Source organism: Massilia litorea, assembly GCF_015101885.1.
Lineage (GTDB): Bacteria > Pseudomonadota > Gammaproteobacteria > Burkholderiales > Burkholderiaceae_D > Telluria > Telluria litorea.
Genome location: NZ_CP062941.1, coordinates 2,135,314 through 2,154,625, shown reverse-complemented (window position 1 = coordinate 2,154,625; position 19,312 = coordinate 2,135,314). Strand labels below are relative to the sequence as shown.

The window sequence follows — 19,312 nt, the reverse complement described above, 5'->3', positions numbered from 1 at the left end:
TGCCTTATCGGGCAATCTCTACAGCGGCTTCTTGACCGGCCAGTCGTCTCATTTCGTCGGACTCTGATTGCGTTGGCCAGTGACGATCCGTTTGAGACTGCGCATTTAATCGGTTGACGCAACACATGCATGAAATCGTGGCGCGGGTCTCTCGCAATTACGTGTCTTCCTCGGCCGCTCGTTTAACAGCCTCGCTACCTCGTCCAGATTCTCGAGCTTGAGCGTGCCGGCCACGATGTCGGCCAGCTTCTGATTGACTACGAGCTTACACGGCTTGGGACGGCGCCCCCGAGCCCAAGTATGTTGGTCAGCCAGGGCTGCCCGGTAGCGTTCCAATCCATCATTATGCTTGATCTCCCGGCTGACTGTCGACGGTGCTGGTCCAAGGGAAAACGCGATGGCTCGGATCGATGTCCCGGCTACGACTGCACGCGATATTTCTTCACGCTCAGCCAGTGTTGGCGCTAGTCGAGCTCGACATCGTGGTGCTGGACATATTCCGCCTGTTTCGAGCGAATTCACTGTACATTTTGGGTGAGTACCTAGTTGTTATAAGCACCCCTGCAGGCCTTCAACAACACCTTGAACACGTCGAGATTGCCGCGGAATGCGCTGATCTTGGTCGGCACTTCGCCCTTCGGGTAGCTCCGGATGGTCGGCAACTCGACGCAGCGATAACCCAGCAATGGCGCGCGGTAGGACAGATAAGCCAACAGTTCGTAGGTCATGAACACGTTGCGAAACGGCGCCAGCCTCGGATCGAGCAGCATCTTGCGGCTGTAGGCACGAAAACCTTGCGTGGTATCGGTCCACTTGAATCCCGACGCCAGGCTCAACAAGGGAGCGTGGATGAAGCGAATCGCGAGGTCGCGCGACCTCGGCGTGTTTTCGGCAACCCCGCCAGGGAGGAAGCGCGAGGCCTGGACAAAGTCGATGCCGTCCTCCAGCGCCGCGATGAAACGCGGAATCGCCTCAGGATCGTCCTTGTCGTTGCCGTCGATCGTGATGATGCCCTCGTAACCCTGCTCGAGCGCGAAGGCATACGCGCAACGCAACTGGGCGCTGAGCTTGCCGGGGTCGGTCTTCACCAGCAGGCCGCGTACGCCGAAAGCCTGCAGGGCCCCCAGTTCGAGCGAACCGTCCTTGCTGCCGCCATCGATGATGATGATGTCGGCCTGCGACGCAATGTTCGCCGCTGCCATGCGCTTGAGCAGATTGCGGATACGTTCGCCTTCGTTAATGACGGGGATGACGACGCAGTATGGGTGCTGCCTCCCCAGCCACAGCGGCGACTCGAAACGCGGTACCTGCCACCCCTGGGCGGCAGGCACAGACCTTAAATTAGTTGTATTCATTATTCAGGAGATGCGAGCGGTGATGAGCACGACGCCGGTCACGACAAACAGGATGCCGAGCGCGACGGTCCAGTGAAAGGATTCACGAAACAACAGGATGGAAGACAGGAAGACGACGACGATCGCGCCTGAGGTCAGGATCGGATGGGCGACGTTCAAGGGCAGGCGTGCGAGGGCCGCCGCATACAGCAGGAAGGCCGCGCCATACAATCCGAGGCCGAGCCAGAATGCCCAGTTACCGAGGGCCGCAGCCGGATCCGCCAGGCTCGGGAAGCGCCGGGGCGGCATCGTGGCGTATTTGATCAGCACACTTGCCGAGGCGTTGGTGATGATGCCGACGAGGAGAATGAGCCACTTCATTGGCACGCCGCGACCGGTTGCTGATAATAGGCGACGGCCTTGCCGAGGGCGCGCCCGACCGCGTCGAGACGGGGTTCCTCTTTCGCGGCGACCATCTCGATCGACACCACGTGATTCGGCAGGTACTTTTCCAGCGCGGCGCGCATGGCGCAGTGGTCGGTGCCGCCGTCGCCCAGCGGCACCAGGTTTGGCTCGCTGGCATGCACGTGACCGATCAGGTCGGCGCATTCGCGCAGTACCTGTTCCGGGTCCTCGCCATTGATCGCCAATGCGCCCGTGTCGAACTGCATCTTGATCGCAGAATGGCCGACCGCGCGCACCACCGCCGCCGTCTCGGAAGCCGTCGTCATGAAGTTGGCGCCATAGCAGGTCGGATTCGGCTCCAGGCATACGATCACGCCCGCCGCGCGCGCGGCGTCGCCGAGTTGGCGGAAGAAATCCGTTGCGATGCGCATCGTCTGTTCGTCGTCGAGTCCGGATCGATCACGGTTCCTGGGCGAGCCGAACACCAGGCGTGTGGCGCCCAAGCCGCCGGCAATCCGGCACACCTCCGCCAGATGGGCGAGCATGGCCACGCGCGACGGCGCATCGCCGAACAGGTTCAGTCCCGTTGTACCGAAGAGCAGCGCCTGCATGCCGGTCAGTTCGATACCGTGGCCAGCCCACCAGTCGCGCACGTGCGCAATCTGCTCACTTGTCGTTTTCGCTGGTACTGGAAAATACTTGCCCGGTGCGACATCGATGGCATCGACCCCGTGTTGCTTCAGCAAACTCAGCAAGTCTTCATCGTCCGCGACTTCCCAGGCAATGTTGGAAATGGCCAGTCTCATGCCCCGCCTCCCGCTTTTGCGGCAGTAACCGGCTCCGACTGCGCATACGCGCGCACCGCCTGGATCGTTTCGCGCGCACTGTATTGGTGGTTTCCGGTCCCGCCGAACAAGGCTGCATGACGGGTCTGCATGTCGTAACGGGCCGCCGAGGTCCCGACCTGCTGTTTAAATACCTTGCCGAAGCCCTGGGACGACACATCGGCCACGCTGACCGGTTCCGCGGTGAGATGGACCAGCTTCAGGCCGGCATGCAGGGCCGTCTGGATGTCGAACCACAGGTTGACCATCGGGTAGAACTGGAAAACGCCCCGGCTGTCGATGGCACCCAGGTTGTTGTGGTTCAGGAAGTCATAGATGACATTCTTGCGCAGGCCCGGCCCGACCAGGCCGGGAAGCCTGACGACCAGGTGCTCCGGGAATGTCGCTTGCACGAAGCGCTCGAGGTAACGCCGATGCAGACCGTAGGCATGCAGGCCCTCCTCAAGCACCGGCGTGTCCTCGTTGATCCCGACCGGGCTGCTGAACACGTCGACGGTGCTGATCAGGACGAAGCGCTTGCACCTGATCGTGCCCAGCAAGGCGATCAGGCGATTGATATTGGCCAGGTCGGCCTCGGGCTCGCGGTTGGCGATCCATTTCTGCGCCGGCGCGCCGGCACACACGACCAGGTCGAATTCCTCGCCTTCGATATCCGTGATATTCGTCGATCGGTACAGTGCGTCGAAATTTGCCTGTTTCAGCAGCGTGGCGCCGACAAAGCCCGAAAATCCAATCAGAGCGTTTTTCACGTTTTCTCCAGTGATGGTTGAAACTGTTCCTCATCGAGCTTCTCGAACACGTCATAAATGTTATCGATCTTGGCGCCGAGGACCGCGTAGCAGCCCGGCAAGGTGGGGTATCGTTCGAACAAGATCGGGCGGCCATCGTCCGCCTCGTTCTTCACCAGCACGGTCTTGATCTCGAAGAGCGAGTCGGCATGACGGGCGTTGCGAATGGCCGGGACATAGCGCCCCACGTCGCGCATCATGCGGTCCACGCGCGAGGCGCGTTCGTATTCGGCAAGGCGGGCGTATGGGTCGATGCCAGGCTTGTCTTCCCAGCTCAGATGCGGGGTATAGCGGACGTGCGAGAGCGTATGCAGGCCGCGTGCCGGGAACGGCATGGCCGAAAAAAAGGGACCATCCATGACCGTCATACCGATCTCGACCAAGGCTGGCGGCATCTGCACCAGTCCCATTTCCGAAATCTCGTGCTTGATCGACGTATGGGTGCCCGGGAATTCCCCACCGAACTGGTTGATGCCGCTGTAGCAGGTGTTGATGACATAGCGGCACGATACCGTCTCGTATGATCCGTCCCTGGCAAGGATGACTGCCAGCCCGCCATCGGGCCCATTTGAAATCGCCGTCGCCCGCGTGCGCAGGCGAACGATGACGCCGCTTTCTTCGAGCTCGCGCGCTGCCCATTCCGCCAGGCGGGTGCTATCGAAAGCATATTCCTCGACCAGAAAGACGTCCTCGATCAGGCGTTCGTTGAACAGCTTGCGCAGCGATGCATTCGCCGGGCCGATCTTTGCACCGATCTCGTGACAGAAGCGGACGAACTGCCTCGCCGTCACTTTCGAATTCCGGTGTGCGATGGCGTACAGCATCGTGAAATCCTGCTTCACGGCGCGCGGCCAGTCCTGGACAAACCTGGGCAGATTGACGCGGCTTCTGAGCGCGGTCGTGAAACTGCGCGGATAGTGATAACCGTTGTGCACCCGGGCCTGGTTGTGATACGAGGCCCGCTGCAACAAGCCGGCTTCGTTCTCCACCAGCTGGACGCGCGGTAAGCGGCGCTGCTTTGCCAGGTAGGCCGCAATGGCCGCCCCGTAAAAGCCGCCGCCAATGATGACCGCGTCGGACGTGGCATGGGAATTCATGAACCGTGGCCCGCCGCTCTCTCGCGGCACGCGTCGACCGGCGGTGCAACGTCTTCGATGTTCAGTTTCTCGCGCGGGGTCAGGCGCGCGCTGGTGAATTCCTGGCCGACGTGATAGAGCGGGCCCTCGTTCGACAGGCTGGCCATTTGCAGGATGTATTCGCCCAGCATCAGTAGCACCAGCGAAATCAGGAAAAACATCCCCGACTGCTGCAGCGACAAGCTCACCCATCCGGGTGCGACATCTTCCTTGAAGACGCCGACCGCCACGACATAGATCGAGTAGCCGACATTCGCGGCCGCGCCGAACAGGGAAAGGGTCGTCACGATGCGCATCGGCGCCTGGGTCGTCGATACGAGCAGGCGCATGCCCTGGTCGATGCTGGCACCGAGCTTCTTGCTGGTGGCGGCGACGGGTCTGGCACTGTATTCCATGGTGACGCGAGCGAAGCCGCCGGTGGCCGGCAGGTGGCGGTAGGTCACCGCCGGACGTGCGTGCTGGAGAATGAAATTGACGACACGCTTGCTCAGCAGCCGGAAATGGGGCGCCTCCTTGGTCAGGTGAACGCCATTAATGAATTGATACAGGCGATTGAAGATCGCGTTTGCGATACGATAAGAAATGCTGCGCTTTGGTTTTTGCCGGTTGCGTGCGAAGACCACGTCCGCTCCGCTCACTGCCTTGTCGAGCATCTGCGGCAGGAACGCGATGTCGTCCTCGAGCGGGTCGACGACCGCGACAAAATCACCAAGCGCATTTTCCAGGCCCACCCACGACGCCGTATCGGAATCGACTTCCTTTGTCAGCGCGTAGACCTGGAGGTTGGGCAGTCCGTCCTCGCCGGTCAGGCCCTGGAGCAGCGCAACGCTGCCGTCCTCCGAAGAATTGTCGACCACCACGATCTCGTAGTCGGAAACGAGTCCTGAAAGCTGCGTGCCCGCATTTCTCAAGAACCTTTCGAGCCTGGCCTCCTGGTTGCGCACCACAAAAACGACCGAGAGGAATACGGGAAAGAAATCCATTTCAGCGTTCCTTTTCGCCCAAGAGAGTGGTCAACGCTGGCACCGGGTGCCATATCCTATGGCGCTGCTTGCGTTAAGTGCGGCACATCGCTGCACGGCGCATGCCGGCATCGCTCGCAGCAAGGCCTCTCGGGACTTGACGAGCGCCGTCGGGCGCCCAGTAGAGGGGCTGGCGGTGTTGTACTCGATGAGGCCGACCGCCTGGTCAAGTTTGACTGCCGGCAGCAGCAGGCCGGGCAAGCGCCCCCGCTCAGACCGGGTAAGTACGGACAGATCCTGCCGGAAGAGCTCGGACGTGCGTGCTTGCATGGAGCCCCCCGGCTGAGTCGAGTCTGGTTTGGACCTCAACCCTTCAGGAAGATTCCATACATATTGCGAACAACGCGTGGTTTGTTCTATTCAAACAGCGCCTGGCCCTTTTCAATGTTCATGAGAGCCAAACCGGCAGGCCGAAGGATGGCCTGCGGACCAGACAACGCGGCCGCGCGTCACGCCGCCCTGCCCGCCCGCAATTCCGTGCTTGCTGCCACAATCGAAACACTGCCCTGATACCTGGGGGCGAGCTTACGAGACCTGCGGCAAACACTGTACGGCACACCCGAGCGTGACGGCCGCCGAACGTGGCGCTGCAACGCCACGATGGCGGTTATTTATGCCAATTGCTCTTCGACTGCTGTACCTTATCACGGTATAATGCAGGGATTTGCCGGCCGTTAGCACCGCGATCGTCCGGCATGAAATGAATATTCCGCCCGATGCCGATCATTATCTGCGTGACTTCGCAACTCGAGTATTGCGGTGCGAAAGAAAACAGCTCCCAAACAGAAGTTGCAATGTTTCGGCCTGAGGATTTATTATTTTGCCGAACACCGTCCTGTCGCGCGGATTTGGCGTCAAATATCGATAAATAACTCGTCGCCGCGTCGAAGCCCACGCACTTGACCGATACTCCCGGAAGTCAGCGCACTACCTTGCCGCTATGATTGGACAAGGCCAGTGGGAACTTGAACGCCGTGTTTTTACCTCGGCGCGCTGGAAAAATCAGTTTTTAAAATTTTGAGCTAGTGAATGAAGAACGCCTTTAATGATCTGCGCCCGACCACGGACAGGCTTGATTCCCGCCCGCTTATCTCGGTGGTCATCCCGGTCTACAAGGCTGAAACGATGCTCGATGAGCTGTACCGGCGCCTGAGGCTGGCACTCGAGACCGTGTCGACGTCGTTTGAAATCGTCTTGGTAGAAGACTGCGGCGGCGACAATTCCTGGGGCGTGATCGAGCGCCTTGCAGCGGCCGATCCGCGCGTGCACGGCCTGCAGTTCAGCCGCAATTTTGGGCAGCACTACGGCATCACGGCTGGCCTCGACCATTGCCGGGGCGAGTGGGTCGTGGTGATGGATTGCGACCTGCAGGACCAGCCCGAGGAGATACCGCGCCTTTACGCCAAGGCCCAGGAAGGTTTCGACGTGGTGCTGGCCTTGCGCGGCCCGCGCAAGGATCCGCTCCTGAAGCGGTTTAACTCCTGGCTGTTCTACCGGCTGTTCAGCTACCTCGCCGACATCGACGTGGATGGCGACAGCGGCAACTACCGCATCATGTCGCGCCGTGTCGTTAAAAACTTCACGCGCATGCGCGAGCAGTTGCGCTTCTTCGGCGGACAAGTGCAGTGGATGGGATTTCCAACATCGGCCATCCAGGTACAGCACAGCGAGCGCTTCGACGGCTCGTCCACCTATACATTCAAAAAGCTGCTCAAGCTCGCGACCGATACCATCATTGCTTATTCGGACAAGCCACTTCGCCTCGCAGTGCGCGCCGGCTTCGCAATGACAGCGATGTCGATCTGCTTCGGCAGCTACATTCTCGCGCGCTCGCTGTGGCACGGCTCGTCCATCCCGGGCTGGAGCAGCCTGATCGTCTCCGTGTATTTCCTCGGAGGCCTGATCATCGGCATCCTCGGCATGATTGGCGTCTATCTGGGCAAAACCTTCGACGAGTCAAAGAAGCGGCCGCTGTACATCGTGCGCCGCGCTACCGACAGTGCCGGAGTCGAGCTTGATTAAGCCTACTCCCTGGGACAGCGCGGCATTCGGCATGCCGACCTTCGAGCTGACCGAGTACTCCGAGGCCGCTCTCGAGGCAGCATCGCATACGCCCGGACATTACACTGTGAAGGTCGATCCGCTGGCGGACAAGGCGCCCTTGCATGCACACGGGTTCTATTATTGCGACACCCTGCTGACCACTTCCGGCGTCGCGGCGCGCCTGCCGGACCTGGTCCCGCCGCCCGGCCTGCATGTGTCGAAGCAGGTCGATCCGGCGGCCGTGCTGGCGATCTGCAACGGGGCCTTCAGTCACGGCCGCTTCCACCGCGACTTCCTGCTGCCGCGCGAGCGGGCGGATCTACGTTACGACAACTGGCTGGCCCAACTGCTCGATGCCCACAATGTCTACGGCCTGTTCCGTGATGACGAGCTGGGGGGGTTTATCGGCATCAACGGAGCAAGCCTCGTGCTGCACGCCGTCGCGCCATCCATGCGCGGCCAGGGCCTGGCGAAATACTGGTGGCATGCGGTTATCCGCGAGCTGTTCGCGGCAGGCCATCCAACCGTAACGAGTTCGATTTCGGCGTCGAACGTGGCGGTCGTCAACCTGTACGCCTCGCTTGGTTTTTCCTTCCTGGACCCACTGGACATTTACCACACGAAGGTCACATGAACTATCTCTACATTGCCGTTACCATCGCCCTTACCGTCTTCGGTCAAATCGCCATCAAGATGCAGGTGCTGCAGGCTGGCCCTTTGCCCGCAAGCGGCCACGACAAGCTCCTGTTCCTGATCCGCCTGATGCTCAATCCGTGGATCATCAGCGCCTTCGCGGCCGCTTTCCTGGCTTCAGTGTCGTGGATGGGCGCGATGACGAAATTCCCACTCAGCCATGCTTACCCGTTCATGAGCCTGAACTTCGTCATCGTCCTCATGCTGAGCGGCTGGCTGTTCCAGGAACCGCTCTCGATCACCAAAATTGCCGGCGTCGCGCTCATCTGCGTCGGCACCATCATTGCTTCCCAAGGTTGAACATGCGAACTATTCCATTCAATAAACCTTTCATGACCGGCCGCGAGCTGTCGCACATCGCTCAGGCCCATGTCAATGGCCACCTGTCTGGCGATGGCGCGTTCACCAAAAAATGCCACGGCTGGATGGAATCGAACACGGGCTGCCAACGCGCCCTGCTCACGCATTCCTGCACCGCCGCGCTCGAAATGGCTGCGCTACTGGCCGGCCTTGGCCCCGGCGACGAAGTCATCATGCCGTCGTACACCTTCGTGTCAACCGCGAACGCCTTCGTCCTGCGCGGCGCGGTGCCGGTGTTCGTGGACATCCGTCCCGATACCCTGAACATCGACGAAACCAAAATCGAGGCGGCGATCACGCCGCGCACGCGTGCGATTGTGCCGGTGCACTACGCGGGCGTCGCCTGCGAAATGGACACCATCATGGATATCGCGCAGCGCCACAAGCTGATCGTGATCGAAGATGCGGCCCAGGGCATCATGTCCACCTACAAAGGTCGCGCGCTGGGCAGCATTGGCCACCTGGGCGCGTTTTCGTTCCACGAAACGAAGAACATCATCTCGGGCGAAGGGGGCGCACTGCTGGTCAACACGCCCGAGTTTGCCCAACGTGCGGAAATCATCCGCGAAAAGGGTACCAACCGTTCGCAGTTCTTCCGCGGCCAGGTCGACAAGTACACCTGGGTCGATGTCGGCTCGTCCTACCTCCCAGGCGAAGTGATCGCCGCTTTCCTGTGGGCGCAAATGGAAGAGGCCCAGGCCATCACGGCGCGCCGGCTGGCGCTGTGGGACCGCTATCACGCAGCGCTGGCCCCGCTCGAGGCGGCCGGCAAGCTGCGCCGCCCGGTCGTGCCGGAGCAGTGCGTGCATAACGCGCACATGTACTATGTCCTGCTGGACTCGCTCGACCAGCGCACGCGCGTGATGGCCAATATGAAGGAACGTGGCGTCAACACAGTGTTCCACTACGTGCCGCTCCACAGTGCTCCGGCCGGCCTTACGCACAGCCGTACCCACGGCGGCATGGAGAACACCGACGGCCTGTCCGAACGCCTGCTGCGCCTGCCGCTGTGGGTCGGCCTCGAAGACGAGCTCGACACCGTCGTCGCTGCATTGGCCGAATCGTTCTGAGCAACGCCGCGGCGGCAGGTGTCCACGGCCCGCAGTCACTGCACCCGCCGACCCGCGTCGCATTTCCTCACTCGCCGAATCGGGCATGCATTCCCGGTTCGGCTACCATTGAGTTATTCCAATGATTTTAGTTACAGGTGGTGCGGGGTTTATCGGTTCCAATTTCGTCCTCGGCTGGCTGGCCCAGTCCGACGAGCCGGTGATCAACCTCGATAAACTGACGTATGCCGGCAACCTCGGCAACTTGCAAGCACTGGCGGACGACCCGCGTCACGTTTTCGTCAAAGGCGACATTTGCGATGAAAAACTCGTCGCAGGCCTCCTGGCGCAGTACAAGCCGCGTGCGATCCTGAATTTCGCAGCCGAAAGCCATGTCGACCGCTCGATCCATGGGCCGCGCGACTTCGTCATCACCAACGTCAACGGCACCTTTGCTCTGCTGGAAGCAACCCGCGCCTACTGGGCGGACCTTGCGGACGCGGACAAGGCAGCCTTCCGTTTCCTGCACGTGTCGACCGACGAAGTCTACGGGACCCTGGGCGCCGAGGATGCGCCGTTCACCGAAACGACGGCCTATGCACCGAACAGCCCTTATTCGGCCTCGAAAGCCGCCTCCGACCACCTCGTACGTGCGTACTACCACACGTATGGCCTGCCGACGCTGACAACCAACTGCTCGAATAACTACGGCCCCTATCACTTTCCAGAGAAGCTGATTCCGCTGATTATCGCCAACGCACGCCAGGGCAAGCCCCTGCCGATTTACGGCGATGGCCAGCAAGTGCGGGACTGGCTGTACGTCAGCGACCATTGCGCGGCAATCCGACGCGTGCTCGAAGCGGGCCGGCCGGGCGAGACCTACAACGTTGGCGGTTGGAACGAGATGGCAAACCTCGACGTCGTGCGTATCTTGTGCGGGATCCTCGACGAACTGGCGCCGAAAGCAGCGGGCAGCTATGTCGATCAGATCGTCCACGTTGCCGACCGCCCGGGGCACGACCGTCGCTATGCAATCGACGCCCGCAAGATCGAACGCGAACTGGGCTGGAAGCCGGTGGAAACCTTCGAAACCGGAATCCGCAAGACCGTCGAGTGGTACCTCGAGCACGACGCCTGGGTGCGCGACGTGCAGTCCGGCGATTACCTGCGCTGGCTCGACACGAACTATTCAAACCGCGACAGCCAACCGGAGCCCGGCCAATGAGCGCGCCAGTACAACGCAAGGGGATCATCCTGGCCGGTGGTTCCGGCACGCGTCTCCATCCGATCACGACGACGATCTCGAAGCAACTGCTTCCGGTGTACGACAAACCGATGATCTATTATCCGCTCTGTACGCTGATGCTGGCCGGCTTGCGCGATATCCTGATCATCTCGACGCCGCGTGATCTGCCGCTCTTCGAGCAGCTGCTTGGCGATGGCAGCCAGTGGGGCATCCGACTCTCCTACGTCGTCCAGCCTTCGCCGGACGGCCTGGCGCAGGCGTTTATCCTCGGCCGCGATTTCCTCGGCGATTCGCCGTCCGCGTTGATCCTCGGCGATAACATTTACTACGGCACCGACCTCGAGACCAAGCTGCGCGCGGCGACGGAGCGCACCAAGGGCGCGACGGTCTTCGCCTATCACGTGACGGATCCCGAGCGCTATGGCGTCGTCGAGTTCGACAAGTCGCGGCGCGTGGTGAGCGTCGAAGAAAAGCCGGCCCAGCCGAAGTCGAACTATGCAATTACCGGGCTGTACTTTTACGACAGCAAGGTGTGCGAGATCGCGGCCAGCGTGCAGCCATCGCCGCGCGGCGAACTGGAAATCACCGACATCAATCGCTGCTACCTCGAACATGGCGCGCTTAACGTCGAACTGATCGGACGTGGCACAGCATGGCTCGATACCGGGACACACGATTCACTGCAGGATGCCGGGCAGTTCATTGCCACTATCGAGAAGCGGCAGGGCCTGAAGATCTCATGTCCGGAAGAGATTGCCTACCGCAAGGGGTACATCGATCTGGCTCAACTGCGACGTCTTGCCGAACCACTCGCCAAGAGCGGCTACGGCCAATACCTGCTGAGGATCGACCACGACCGACACGATTGAGCGTACTGCGCGCGTCATCATTGATGGTGAACATGCCTTGACAATTTGCCATGGCGCTTCCGCACATGATCGCTTTCATCGTGTTTTTAATCTGCCAGAGTCTGCGACTGATCTTCGCTATGACAAATGGCTTAATACCAACCGGCCACGACGACTTCCGTTATGGATTCGCGTGGAGCCGCACATCAATCGCGCGATCCCGGCAGCGGAAGGTGCCTTTCGACTTATGGAGCAGTGACAGTGACATCAAAAAGTAATCAGTCGTATCTTTGTGGGCAAAATTTCTGGTGGTTTGCCGCATCATTTTTCCTCTTGTTCCTGGCTTCGAAGTCGCTTGGCCTGACGGTTGGTTATGCCCTTGACGATTACGCTACTATGCTTAGTGAAAAAGGTCAGATGCAGGACTTTTTCATTTCTCAAGGCCGCTTTACTTTTGCACTCCTGCAGAGTGTGCTGGATTTTTCCGACTTAAAACAACCGCAGCTAGCAAGCATCGGGTTTTTCCTCAGTGCCGGCGGTTTCCTTCTTATTTCCTGGGTGACCTTGGCCAAGTGGCTCGAAAAAGACATATTGCTGGCGATTGCCCTGGGTGCCCTGCTTGGCGCCCACCCTTTCTTTGCTGAGTATGTAAGTTTTCGACAAGCCCTTTTTGGCGTGGGGGTTTGGGCCTTGCTAATCGTAGGTGCAATTACGTTGCTCGCACAAGATGGACCGGTGACAATCGGTCGTCTGTGCGCCGCCTCCGCCGTGGCTGCGATTGCGTCGGGGCTCAATCAGATTGCGATGGCATTTTTCTGTATTGCAGCCTTAGGTATTTTCCTTCAAAAAAACATCCACCTTCCACCATTGCGCGCAGCGCTTTTGGCTGTCAGGAGCACCGTCCTTGCAGGGGCTATCGCGAGTGCTTTCTACGTGGCTCTTTTTGCTCTCACCGTTCGTATGGTTGCGGTCAGTTCTGACGCCAGAACGTCCATACTTGGTGTAAACGATATCAGTGGTCGTTTTGTCGATATCGCGGTGCTCTTGATGGGCATTTTCGGCGGGAGCCACCCCCTTGTCGGACCAGTCGCTGCCATTTGCACCGCTGCTGCCATCCTCGTACTTTGTGTTCGTGCCTCGACAGCATGTGGGCAATGGATGCAAGTGTTATCCGGTGGGATTGTCATCGCGCTGGGAATCGCTCTCGCACTGTTACCGACCTCCATCTCGGGGGTGTGGTGGCCAGTGCCTCGTACGTTAATTGCAATGCCAGTGGCAGTCGCACTCGGCATTGCCATCTTCTCTTTCGGAGCATCGCGAGTCCAGGTACGCGTGGCAAGCGTCGCGCTATTAATCGCGGCTGCCATTTTCTCCGGTAAGAGCGGGTGGCTCCTGGAGAATCAGCAACGTCTGAATCGCTGGGATATCGCGCGTGCTCGTGAAATCGTGACGAAAATTTCAGAAATCAGGCAACTTGATGCGTCAACCCCTATTTTGATTCACCGTGCCACGTGGGCTTATGAAATCGACCAGGGTATGGGACTCGGTGACGCCAATATTTCTGCGTTCGCTTCTGGTTGGGCTGTCGACCCGCTATTTGAAGAAGCCGCTGGACGACGATTGAACGTAAAGTCAGGCGTTCAAGGAGATACACGTTGTGAAAACGCACCCTCGTTTCCGAATTCCGGATCGATACGTGAAGTAGAGGGAACAGTACACGTCTGCCTTTAAGTAACACTGCGAACTGGAAAACCGACGACAACAGCGTCGACCAGCCGAATCACCGGGTAATTCAAGCCACATCCGCCAGCGATCGGCCGCTACCCGGCGCTGTCCCGTTTTTCTCACTTCAGGCCACTGGAAACCTATCCTCCAGTGGCTGCGCCCGGTAGGGCGCGACGCCATTCGATTTCGTATCGTCACCACAGCTGTTCGACAGGTACCTGACGAACTCGGCCTGGCTTCGAATATGCGCCGGGTTGCAACCAGGATGGGCTACTGGTCGTGGTGGCGATGCTGCAGACCTGGACAATCAGCGCCGCCCTCGCGTATCAAGCGAGCGGCCGCGGACGCGGCTTGGGAAACGGGCGTTCAGGCGCCAACGCCTTGTCCGGCCATGAACTCACGCAGGTAGGCACGGAACTCGCATGCGACTTCAGGGTGACGCAACGCGAATTCAACAGTCGCTCGCAGGTAGCCGAGCTTGCTGCCGCAGTCAAAGCGTTTGCCGTCGAATTTATATGCCAACACTTGCTCGTCGGTGAGCAGCGACTGGATGGCATCGGTCAGCTGCAGCTCGCCGCCCGCACCGGGCTTGAGCGCACGAATATGCTTGAAGATGCTCGGCTTGAGCAGGTAACGGCCCACCACGCCCAGGTTCGACGGGGCATTCGCCGGCTCCGGCTTCTCGACGATGCCGGACAGCTTGACTAAGTGGTCTTCCCACTCGCGCCCCGCAATCACGCCGTACGACTTCGAGTCTTCCCGGGCGATCTCTTCGACACCGATGACCGAGCTGTGATAGTGTTTGAACACGTCCACCATTTGCGACAGCACCGGGCGCTTCCCATGCAGGAGGTCGTCGGCGAGGATCACCGCAAACGGATTATTGCCGACCAGCTTTTCAGCGCACAGGACAGCATGACCGAGGCCGAGGGCTTCCGGCTGACGCACATAGAAGCAATCGACATGGCTGGGCTTGATACTGCGCAGCACCTCTCGGGTGCACTCAGGCTGCAGCGTCGACGCGTGCGTCAGTGCCCGGCTGGACATCGCCCGCAAGCTGGGCTGCTGCTGTGGTCAGGTAACCAGGCACGCGTCCGATCGCTGCGGCAAACTCGCCCCACGAATGTCCGTCCCCGACCCGCTGGGTCAGCGTACGCACGCGTTCCTCGCGATGCGAGGCGTCGTCCGCGAGGCGCCGGATCTGGGCGACATAGGCTTGGACATCGGCGCATTCGGGCACAAGCCACTCGCCGGGAATGAACTCCCCAATACCGCCCACCGCCGGCGCCACGATCGGCAACCCGGCCCTGGCCGCTTCCAGCAGGATATTCGGCATGCCATCCCACTGCGTCGTGTAGACCAGCGCCAGGTGATCGGGACGCACGACGGTATAGAAATCGTTGAACGCGCCGCGCAGGCGCACGTTCGGCGCCTTGCGCAAACCGGCCAAGGCAGGGCTCGCCTGATCCACGACTGTCTGACCGTACACGTCGAAGGTCCAGTCCGGCATCGCCTGTGCGATGGCGAGCAACACGTCCGGGCGTTTCTGTCGGTCCAGGCGTCCGGCCCACAGCAAGGTACGGGCAGCCGGCAACTGCGGCAGAAGCGGCTGTGCCGGCTCGCGTACCGGGAACGGCACGACGTGGAACAGCGACGGAGCCATGCCCATGGAACGCGACCACTCGGCACCCACGACGCCGTTATCGGAAATGACGCCATCGAGCGATTCGTAGCAATCCATCAGGAAAGTCTGCGCATAGCCCACGAGCTGGCCACCTTCGGATACGTCGTCGCAATACAGCGAGGCGTAGATCCTGGTGGTGTGACGCAAGGCTTTCGCATGCAAGGCCACCATTTGCCAGCCGAGGTAAGAATTCATCAGGTGAATCGTCTCGGGGGCCAGCTGCAGCATCAGGCGTACCATGACCAGGCGGCGCTCGTCAGCCGACAGCTGCGCCATTTCGGTGCCGGCATCCAGGAACTGCACGCCTTCGGGAAGACGGCTGGCCCATGGCGAATCGGCAGCTTCGGTACCAATCACCAGTACTTTCTTGCCGAACGTATCATGCAGGGCTGTGGCGAAGTGGATGGCGCCCAAGTCGGCGCCACCCTGCTTCAGCCAGGGCACCAGGATGACCACGTCGATCCTGCTGGTCACCTGGCGCCGCAGGCGTGCATAAACAATGCCGGGATAGTGGTGCTCGAGCGGCATCGCGTAGTACTGGAGGTGCGGGGTGATCGGGCCCGCCGGATGGAAGGCCGGATCGAGTGTGGCTGCGATTTCCTCCATTTCGCTCGCGGCCCAGGACGGCAACGCGGGCGGCACAACGACACCGGCCTTTTCCAGTTCGATCCGCTCTTTGGCGCTCAAGCCGGCCACGGAACGCACGCCGCTCAGCGGCTGCGGTACCTGGCCGCTGACGCTGCCATTCGCATTGCGCCGTTCGAGACGATGCGCCAGGGCACGCGCTAGATAGAGCTCGGCCGTCGCGCTAGGGATGCGGTTGGGAAAAGCGAACTTCGCAATCCGGAATGCCGTTCCCTTGACGGTACGCTCGAGTGCAATAGGACCACGGCGCAGTACGACGCGATCGATCAAACGGTAAATGCGGGTAACGTGTCGATACATCATGTTAAACCTGGTCGAAGAAAGCGGAAGGCCGGATCACGGCGCCCGTGCGCTGGTGCGCGACGTTGAGCGAGCCGTTCGATTTGCGGCGTTCGAAGCGAATTGTCTCGGGTGCCGTGCGATGCACGTAGCCGGCAGCGATCGTGTCGCAGTTCCACAGCCAGTCCTCGTAGCCAAAGCCCGATTCTCCCGGGCGCGACACTTGGTAGGGATACTCTAGGAAAACCGAGCGCTTGGCGAAGGCGCACGCGTTCCACAGGTTCATGGTCAACAGGCATTCGGGCGTGTAGTACTTGCTCAACTGGTCGGGTTGCCACCAGTAGGCATTGAGTTCGCCGAACGCCACCATCAGTTCAGGGTGATAGATCGTGGTCGGTCCGTTTTCCTCGATGCCGCGGACGCAGCGCTCGATCCAGTTTTTCGAAAAATAATCGTCGCCGTCGAAGGTGCCGACATATTCCCCGCGTGCCTTTTCGATGGCGAAATTACGCGACAAGGAGAGGTCGCGGAAATTGATCTCGTGGACTTGGTCGTCGTCGCGCAACGCTGGATGCGACGTGATCACGCGGCGGGTTTCCGCGGTGGCATTGTCGAGCGTGATGACGAATTCGGTACGCAAGCCGCGCGCTTCGGCATACTCGCGGCAGCGCTGAATCGACAACAAGGTACGGTGGGCAAGAATGCCCTCGCCGTGCATCGTGATGACGGCACTAACGACGGGATCGGTCTTCATGTTCTGCTTTTCTCTTGGCTCGCTCGCCAGCCTGCCGGGTTCTCCGACGGAACCGCTGACATGGGAGCGCATTGTTGGACAGTGTGTGTGTGTTGTTGTAGGCACTAAAGCGAAAACGGGCTCGCAGCGCGCTCGAGTGCTTCGATGCGCTCGCGCTGGGTGCGGTTGAGTTCTTCGAGCAAGGCATCGTTCTGCGCCTCGGCGGTGGCATGCTGCGCTTCGAAGGCGGTCAGTTCGCGCTCGACGAGCTGGTGGATAAGAAAGCGGTGTACCCAAAGCAAGCGCAACGGATCCAGCGGCTTGGGAATGGTTTGGCTCAATTGCATTGCATTGCACATTTGGAAAGGACGCGACGGAGACCGTAAAACAGGCCGCGACTTAATTTGCAGCCATCGACCGCGGCAAGCGTTTCGATCGCTGAAAGGAGAGATGCAAACGCTCTACAGCAGCATGGCAACCGAGCAATTATACAAGGTAATTGCGGCAGCCCCGTCACCTTAAGGTAGCAGATTGTAACGTAGAGGTTTCATTCCTGGCATCACTGCACGTCTCCGATCCTGCGGCGCCGTCCTCTTTGCGCACAGCCGACTGTGATGTTCGCGGTAGCCGGCTTGCCGGGTTTGTGCCCTCTCAAATGTGTGCCGGGCGCTGAGCCGATGGCGTGCTTGCGTGAAGCGACGCACAGTCGGGCGTGTCCGGCCACAGTAGCATCGGCCATGTGCTTGCCTTATGCATGGGCAGTGCAAAACCGATCGTGCGGAAAGGACCCAATGGCAACCGGCTCGACTCCCGAAGAAAACGCAGGCAAGCCGCTCGACATCCAGGGTGACGGGCAGAGCGTCGGCGTGCCCGCTTCCGGCGAAGTCGAGGGCAGCGCCTTCAATCCGCTCGGCAATCCCGGCGAAAAGCACTGGCAGGCTGGCTACATCGAGGAGCCGGGCCTGGAAGAGCGCGGCAATATTTTCTTCGCCGCCGTCGAGATGACGCGCATGCCGATGGTCGTCACCGACCCGCGCCAGGCGGATAATCCGATCGTCTTCACCAACCGCGCCTTCCTCGACCTCACGCAGTACGAAGAAACAGATCTGATCGGCCGCAACTGCCGCCTGCTGCAGGGGCCGCAGACCAATCCCGATACCGTGGCCGAGCTGCGTGCGGCGCTGGCCGAACGGCGCGCCGTCGCCGTCGACATCCTGAACTACAAGGCCGACGGCACGCCGTTCTGGAACGCGCTGTATATCGGCCCGATTTTCGACAAGGACGGCGAGCTGCTGTATTTCTTCGCTTCGCAGATGGACATCACCGAGCGCCGCGCCAGCGAGCAGTCCTCGCTGCAGGCGCAGAAGATGGAAGCGATCGGCCAGCTGACGGCCGGCATGGCCCACGATTTCAACAACCTGCTGCAGGTGATCAACGGCAACCTGGAACTCGCCCTGCTCGCGCTGAACAACACCGGCGGCGCGGCCGAGCCGATCCGGCGTGCCCAGCGGGCCGCCATGAAAGCCGGCAAGCTGACCCAGCAACTGCTGACCTTTGCCCGCAAGCAGCGCCTGGAACCGAAGCGCGTCAACCTGAATGCCCTGCTGGTCGAATTTTCGGAGCTGCTGGTGCGTACCCTGGGCGACCGGGTCGACCTGCAGCTCGACCTGAAACCGGGCCTGCCCTCCTGCAAGCTTGACCCGACGCATTTCGAGATGGCCCTGCTGAACGTCCTGATCAACGCGCGCGACGCCATGCCGAACGGCGGCCGGGTCCGCGTGAGCACCGCCGTGCTGGCCGGCAGCGGCCCCGCAGCCAATGACCCCGGCGCCGCCCAGGTCGCCGTCTGCATCGCCGACGAGGGCGAAGGCATGGCGCCCGAGGTCATGCAGCGGGCCACCGAACCCTTCTTCACGACCAAGGGACCGGGCACCGGCCTCGGGCTGGCGATGGTGCACGGCTTCGTGCAGCAGTCGCGCGGCCGACTCGAAATCGACAGCACGCCCGGGCGGGGAACGACGGTGCGCATGGTGTTCCCAGTCGATGGCGCGGGCGATGCCTCGGCACAGGAACAGGACGAGGCGGCGCGAGAAAGCGCCAGGGCGCGCATCCTGGTGGTCGAGGACAACGAAGACGTGCGCGAACTGGCGGAAACGATGCTCGAGTCCGCGGGCTATGCCGTCGTCTCGGCGCCGAGCGGCGAACAGGCCTTGACCGTGCTCGACGAGGGCGCCGCGATCGACCTGGTGTTTACGGATGTGATGATGCCGGGCGGGATGAACGGGCTGCAACTGGCGGACCAGGTGCGCGCGCGCCGTCCCGGCACGCCGATCCTCGTCACCACCGGCTACATGGATGAGCTGCCGGCGGCGCGCGGCCAGCGGCTCGATGTGCTCGGCAAACCGTATCGCCAGGAAGATTTATTGGCGCGCGTGCGGGCGATCTTGCCGGCATCGCATGGATAGAGCGTAAAAAAA

At 60.9% G+C, this 19,312-nt stretch carries 17 protein-coding genes and 2 pseudogenes; 8 read left to right on the top strand and 11 right to left on the bottom strand.

The genetic code is table 11. The features are described 5' to 3' along the window. Positions 1–216 precede the first annotated feature (216 nt). The 7 genes and pseudogenes from LPB04_RS24435 to LPB04_RS09590 form a co-directional block, all read right to left on the bottom strand. Positions 217–510: pseudogene (locus LPB04_RS24435) on the bottom strand (helix-turn-helix domain-containing protein); the annotation flags it as partial. 32 nt (positions 511–542) lie between these two features. Continuing rightward, positions 543–1,331 (bottom strand): glycosyltransferase family 2 protein, encoded by a 789-nt coding sequence (locus LPB04_RS09615; RefSeq protein ID WP_227496688.1) that lies wholly within the window; start codon positions 1,329–1,331, stop codon positions 543–545. A gap of 27 nt (positions 1,332–1,358) precedes the next feature. Continuing rightward, complete coding sequence (locus tag LPB04_RS09610; RefSeq protein ID WP_193688452.1) at positions 1,359–1,715, bottom strand: DMT family transporter; 357 nt, start codon at positions 1,713–1,715, stop codon at positions 1,359–1,361. After that, positions 1,712–2,545 carry a sugar phosphate isomerase/epimerase family protein gene (locus LPB04_RS09605; protein ID WP_193688451.1) on the bottom strand — a complete coding sequence of 278 codons (834 nt, stop codon included), beginning with the start codon at positions 2,543–2,545 and terminating at the stop codon, positions 1,712–1,714. The genes LPB04_RS09610 and LPB04_RS09605 overlap by 4 nt, the downstream gene beginning before the upstream one ends. Further along, positions 2,542–3,333: an NAD(P)-dependent oxidoreductase gene (locus tag LPB04_RS09600; RefSeq protein ID WP_193688450.1), complete on the bottom strand. Its 792-nt coding sequence runs from the start codon at positions 3,331–3,333 to the stop codon at positions 2,542–2,544. Before LPB04_RS09600 ends, LPB04_RS09605 begins: the two co-directional genes overlap by 4 nt. After that, positions 3,330–4,469 carry an NAD(P)/FAD-dependent oxidoreductase gene (locus LPB04_RS09595; RefSeq protein ID WP_193688449.1) on the bottom strand — a complete coding sequence of 380 codons (1,140 nt, stop codon included), beginning with the start codon at positions 4,467–4,469 and terminating at the stop codon, positions 3,330–3,332. Before LPB04_RS09595 ends, LPB04_RS09600 begins: the two co-directional genes overlap by 4 nt. Continuing rightward, positions 4,466–5,491, bottom strand: coding sequence for a glycosyltransferase (locus tag LPB04_RS09590; RefSeq protein WP_193688448.1), 1,026 nt, complete (start codon positions 5,489–5,491; stop codon positions 4,466–4,468). The genes LPB04_RS09595 and LPB04_RS09590 overlap by 4 nt, the downstream gene beginning before the upstream one ends. Before the next feature lie 1,068 nt (positions 5,492–6,559). Here LPB04_RS09590 and LPB04_RS09585 point away from each other — a divergent pair. The 7 genes from LPB04_RS09585 to LPB04_RS09555 all read left to right on the top strand — a co-directional run bounded on the left by LPB04_RS09585 (position 6,560) and on the right by LPB04_RS09555 (position 13,500). Next, on the top strand, positions 6,560–7,552 hold the full coding sequence (locus LPB04_RS09585; RefSeq protein ID WP_193688447.1) for a glycosyltransferase family 2 protein: 993 nt from the start codon (positions 6,560–6,562) through the stop codon (positions 7,550–7,552). Next, entirely contained in the window at positions 7,545–8,207 is a 663-nt protein-coding gene (locus LPB04_RS09580) for a GNAT family N-acetyltransferase (RefSeq protein ID WP_227496687.1), read from the top strand. The genes LPB04_RS09585 and LPB04_RS09580 overlap by 8 nt, the downstream gene beginning before the upstream one ends. Next, entirely contained in the window at positions 8,204–8,566 is a 363-nt protein-coding gene (locus LPB04_RS09575; protein WP_193688446.1) for an EamA family transporter, read from the top strand. The genes LPB04_RS09580 and LPB04_RS09575 overlap by 4 nt, the downstream gene beginning before the upstream one ends. 2 nt (positions 8,567–8,568) lie before the next feature. Next, a complete protein-coding gene (rffA, locus tag LPB04_RS09570; RefSeq protein ID WP_193688445.1) occupies positions 8,569–9,696 on the top strand; it encodes a dTDP-4-amino-4,6-dideoxygalactose transaminase in 1,128 nt (375 codons plus the stop codon). A gap of 121 nt (positions 9,697–9,817) precedes the next feature. Beyond that, positions 9,818–10,900 carry a dTDP-glucose 4,6-dehydratase gene (gene rfbB / locus LPB04_RS09565; protein WP_193688444.1) on the top strand — a complete coding sequence of 361 codons (1,083 nt, stop codon included), beginning with the start codon at positions 9,818–9,820 and terminating at the stop codon, positions 10,898–10,900. Then, positions 10,897–11,790, top strand: a complete 894-nt coding sequence (gene rfbA / locus LPB04_RS09560; RefSeq protein ID WP_193688443.1) for a glucose-1-phosphate thymidylyltransferase RfbA — start codon at positions 10,897–10,899, stop codon at positions 11,788–11,790. Before rfbB ends, rfbA begins: the two co-directional genes overlap by 4 nt. A gap of 240 nt (positions 11,791–12,030) precedes the next feature. Continuing rightward, a complete protein-coding gene (locus LPB04_RS09555; protein WP_193688442.1) occupies positions 12,031–13,500 on the top strand; it encodes a hypothetical protein in 1,470 nt (489 codons plus the stop codon). Positions 13,501–13,860: 360 nt separating this feature from the next. On the opposite strand, the pseudogene LPB04_RS09550 reads toward LPB04_RS09555, so the two are convergent. The 4 genes and pseudogenes from LPB04_RS09550 to LPB04_RS09535 form a co-directional block, all read right to left on the bottom strand. Next, a pseudogene (locus tag LPB04_RS09550) lies at positions 13,861–14,487 on the bottom strand (UTP--glucose-1-phosphate uridylyltransferase); the annotation flags it as partial. Between the two features lie 10 nt (positions 14,488–14,497). Beyond that, complete coding sequence (locus tag LPB04_RS09545; RefSeq protein WP_193688441.1) at positions 14,498–16,126, bottom strand: glycosyltransferase family 4 protein; 1,629 nt, start codon at positions 16,124–16,126, stop codon at positions 14,498–14,500. 1 nt (position 16,127) lies between these two features. After that, positions 16,128–16,856, bottom strand: a complete 729-nt coding sequence (locus LPB04_RS09540) for a glycosyltransferase family 2 protein (RefSeq protein ID WP_193688440.1) — start codon at positions 16,854–16,856, stop codon at positions 16,128–16,130. 104 nt (positions 16,857–16,960) lie between these two features. Continuing rightward, positions 16,961–17,137 (bottom strand): hypothetical protein, encoded by a 177-nt coding sequence (locus tag LPB04_RS09535; RefSeq protein WP_193688439.1) that lies wholly within the window; start codon positions 17,135–17,137, stop codon positions 16,961–16,963. Between the two features lie 489 nt (positions 17,138–17,626). On the opposite strand from LPB04_RS09535, the gene LPB04_RS09530 reads away from it, so the two are divergent. Continuing rightward, entirely contained in the window at positions 17,627–19,300 is a 1,674-nt protein-coding gene (locus LPB04_RS09530) for a histidine kinase famiy protein (protein ID WP_193688438.1), read from the top strand. Positions 19,301–19,312: the final 12 nt, after the last annotated feature.

Coding starts and splice junctions, on each gene's coding strand:
- LPB04_RS09610 (WP_193688452.1), bottom strand. CDS start 1,715: ATGAAGTGGCTCATTCTCCTCGTCGGCATCATCACCAACGCCTCGGCA.
- LPB04_RS09605 (WP_193688451.1), bottom strand. CDS start 2,545: ATGAGACTGGCCATTTCCAACATTGCCTGGGAAGTCGCGGACGATGAA.
- LPB04_RS09595 (WP_193688449.1), bottom strand. CDS start 4,469: ATGAATTCCCATGCCACGTCCGACGCGGTCATCATTGGCGGCGGCTTT.
- LPB04_RS09590 (WP_193688448.1), bottom strand. CDS start 5,491: ATGGATTTCTTTCCCGTATTCCTCTCGGTCGTTTTTGTGGTGCGCAAC.
- LPB04_RS09585 (WP_193688447.1), top strand. CDS start 6,560: ATGAAGAACGCCTTTAATGATCTGCGCCCGACCACGGACAGGCTTGAT.
- LPB04_RS09575 (WP_193688446.1), top strand. CDS start 8,204: ATGAACTATCTCTACATTGCCGTTACCATCGCCCTTACCGTCTTCGGT.
- rffA (WP_193688445.1), top strand. CDS start 8,569: ATGCGAACTATTCCATTCAATAAACCTTTCATGACCGGCCGCGAGCTG.
- rfbB (WP_193688444.1), top strand. CDS start 9,818: ATGATTTTAGTTACAGGTGGTGCGGGGTTTATCGGTTCCAATTTCGTC.
- rfbA (WP_193688443.1), top strand. CDS start 10,897: ATGAGCGCGCCAGTACAACGCAAGGGGATCATCCTGGCCGGTGGTTCC.
- LPB04_RS09545 (WP_193688441.1), bottom strand. CDS start 16,126: ATGATGTATCGACACGTTACCCGCATTTACCGTTTGATCGATCGCGTC.
- LPB04_RS09540 (WP_193688440.1), bottom strand. CDS start 16,856: ATGAAGACCGATCCCGTCGTTAGTGCCGTCATCACGATGCACGGCGAG.
- LPB04_RS09530 (WP_193688438.1), top strand. CDS start 17,627: ATGGCAACCGGCTCGACTCCCGAAGAAAACGCAGGCAAGCCGCTCGAC.